Genomic DNA, 3,190 nt, shown 5'->3' with positions numbered 1-3,190 from the left:
GTACACATGTATTGTATACATTGTTTGATGTAAATCGGCCTCATGATGGTATGAACGGATCTCATATGGAGCTAACGGAAGAAGAAAGAAAAAGAATGCGTAAATTGCTTGCGTATAAAGGATGAGATTACGGATCATTTGACTTACTTTTTACCGACACAAAACAGAACATAGGGTACCAGTCTTTTACTCCCTTTACAATTCACATCCCAATAAGGAAACAACATATGCCGTGCTTTCGTATATATCCTCGCATTGTCAAAGTAAATATTCCGGAAACAAACAGCTGGAAACACGGATTTCGAACTGCAGCTGTTTCGCCTCTTTATGATGAAACGAAGATTATTGGCGTAAAGGAATATGAACAGGAATCATTTCGTGCTATCCATTGGGGAGCAACTGCAAAAACAGGTGTATTAAGTGCAAAAAAGTATGAATATACGCAAGGTGATCGGTATGCGGTCTATTTAAATGTATTAGGTTCAACGGGTTATACACTGCGTACTGATATAGAGTATTTAATCGAAGTAACAGCGGGCGTTTGCCGGGAACTAATAGCACAAGATTGTTCATTTGAGCTATGGGTGAATAGTATGTGCGAAAACGGAATTGTCCACATAATGTCTGGTAAATACCGAAAACAATTGCACAAAACATTACAATTATTATCGTCCTTAACAGATCGAGATGTTCCGCTATCTTCTTCTTTTTTTATCAAACAGGTTTCCGCCAGCAAGAAGCAGGGGCTATTCCGATTATTATTGGGAATGCACCTGAAAAACACGGGGGATGGCTGCAAGTGGTGAAATAAAATAGCGGGGCACTTTATACACAAACGATTTTGAAAGAATTGTTGAAACAAGAGCCGCCGCATATTACGGAGGGATGGGAGATTCCTGAAACACCTAAGAAGAAGTGATACCTCCTGAAAAAGGAAAATGGAAACAAACATCGAATAGCAAAAAAGGTAGAGAAGCGTTGATGGAACAGGATAATAGTGAAGTGGAAAAAAGAAACCCAGCGTCTCTTACTAACAGTAAATCCTTCCCTAATCAGCAATTGCTTCTCATTCTTTCAGTTATGACAATCGTACTTGTTATAATTGTATTATATCGTTTGAAGAGAAAGAGAGGGGAAAGAGAAGAAGAAATTGTAAAAATGAGTAGTGAGCCGAAAGGTGAAGAGGCTGCAATTCAGCAAATTTTCTCTTCTTTACCAGAAAATAAAATTAGAGCCGCTGTTGCACAGTGGGAGCGAACATTACCACAATATGAACAACGTCGTCATTTTGAAACCATTCAGCAATGGCTATTTCGTATACGAAAAAGTAAAGATATTGTCTTGATCTACGAAGATGTACGATATGGACAACGAGATGGTTCTAGTGAAGACATAGAGAAAGTGAAAAAGTGGACGGAAGAAAATCAAAAAAACATCCTAAACTTGTTCAGTTTAGGATGTTTTTTTACGTGCAAGATCATGAGATGTATCTACACTAGAAGTATTTTTCCCTCGTAATAAACTAATGCCATAGCCTAATACCGCTCCGATAAGTGCTGGCATAATCCATCCTAATCCAGCATCATATAAAGGTAAGATGCGAGAGAATAAAGAATTGATTGCTTCAACTTTTAGATTTGCAGTATTTAGTCCATCAAAGAGACTGACAATAAAAGTGAACAGCAAGCTCATTTGATATATTTCTGATCTTCCTTTAAAGAATCGGTGTAAAAACGTTAAGAAAATTAGCACGATCGCTAAAGGATAAATCGCTGTTAATACAGGTACAGATATGGTAATCAGCTCTGTTAAACCAAGGTTTGCAATGACAGCACTGAAAATAGCTAAAATAATAGCAAATGTTTTATATGATATTTGTGGAAATACTTTATGGAAGTATGATGAACATGCTGTAGTAAGCCCGACACTTGTTGTTAAACATGCTACAGTAATCATCATTCCTAATAATAAATTTCCTAAAGAACCGAAGTAGTAATTTGCTACTTTTGATAAAACCTCTCCGCCATTTTCTAAATGTCCTAATTTAGAAACACTAGAAGCTCCCATAAATGCAAGTGAAGTGTAAACAGCAATTAATACGACAGCGGCAATTAACGATGCTTTTATACAAACATTGATAACCACTTTTTTGTCACTTACACTTTTTGCTTTGATGGCATTAATAATGATAATACCAAATACGAAAGCTGCGAGAGTGTCCATTGTTAAATAGCCTTGTTGAAAGCCTTTGAAGAAAGAGTTTGTAACGAATTCTTGTGTTGGTGCTTCAATTTCACCAATTGGTTTAATGACAGCCGTAACAACTAAAATACCGATAAATGATAATTTAATCGGAGTTAAAAATTTTCCGACAACGTCAACAATCTTTGTAGGGTTTAAAGAGAGTAAACAAGTAATGCCGAAAAATACAATAGTGAAAATAATCAAAGGTAAATGACCACTATTTTCGCCTACGAATGGTTTTACACCAATTTCAAATGATACACTTCCTGCTCTCGGTAAAGCAAAAAGAGGACCAATTGCTAAATAAAGAATAAATGTGTATACACTCGCAAACCAAGGATGTACACGACTTGCCATTGCTTGTAAGTCATCACTACCAGAAACACCAAATGCTATTACACCAAGTAGTGGTACACCAACTCCTGTAATTAAAAATCCAGCGGTAGCAACCCATACGTTACTTCCTGCTGTTTGTCCTAACATAGCAGGGAAAATTAAATTACCTGCTCCAAAGAAAAGGGCAAAGAGCATAAGCCCAATCACAAAAATATGTGAAGTTTGCACATTTTTTGACACGAAAAAACCTCCAAATTTAAATATTTTGAATTTTTTGTACAACAAGTACGACACAAAGTCATTTTTTGTCGAATCTCTAACGATAATAACAAAAATAAATTATTATGCAAGACAAAAATGAATTTTTCGTAAATTTATTTTTTCTATCATTTTTATTGTATAGAAAATTTAATCAATTATACAAATTAAGCGCTTTCTTTTCGTGGCGTATTGCAGAATATCTTATTATGATTATTATTTTTGTATAACAATTAAAATAATAATTTAAATATTTATTTATTTTGTAATTTTTCGAAAAATAATTTGATTTAATAGTTAATTTTGTGATATTCTGTAAAAAGAACGAATGTTTGTAGGGGGATGGATATGG

The 3,190-nt window shown here is 34.8% G+C and carries 2 protein-coding genes and 1 pseudogene; 2 read left to right on the top strand and 1 reads right to left on the bottom strand.

The window, feature by feature from the left end:
* Positions 1 to 185: 185 nt before the first annotated feature.
* Together V7024_RS08870 and V7024_RS08865 are read left to right on the top strand one after the other, a co-directional pair.
* Positions 186 to 811: pseudogene (locus V7024_RS08870) on the top strand (DUF58 domain-containing protein); the annotation flags it as partial.
* Positions 812 to 981: 170 nt separating this feature from the next.
* Positions 982 to 1,518, top strand: a complete 537-nt coding sequence (locus V7024_RS08865) for a hypothetical protein (RefSeq protein WP_335518473.1) — start codon at positions 982 to 984, stop codon at positions 1,516 to 1,518.
* Here V7024_RS08865 and brnQ read toward each other — a convergent pair.
* Positions 1,453 to 2,820: a branched-chain amino acid transport system II carrier protein gene (gene brnQ, locus V7024_RS08860; RefSeq protein WP_335518470.1), complete on the bottom strand. Its 1,368-nt coding sequence runs from the start codon at positions 2,818 to 2,820 to the stop codon at positions 1,453 to 1,455. The genes V7024_RS08865 and brnQ overlap by 66 nt on opposite strands.
* Between the last annotated feature and the right edge of the window lie 370 nt (positions 2,821 to 3,190).

The organism is Bacillus sp. JJ864, from assembly GCF_036963045.1.
In the GTDB taxonomy this organism is placed as follows: Bacteria; Bacillota; Bacilli; order Bacillales; family Bacillaceae_G; genus Bacillus_A; species Bacillus_A pseudomycoides_C.
Note: the sequence above shows the minus strand (reverse complement) of the source record. Positions and strands in the feature narration are given on the sequence as shown.

What these genes read in the sequence shown, in the direction of transcription:
- V7024_RS08865 (WP_335518473.1), top strand. Translation starts at nt 982, where the DNA reads ATGGAACAGGATAATAGTGAAGTGGAAAAAAGAAACCCAGCGTCTCTT.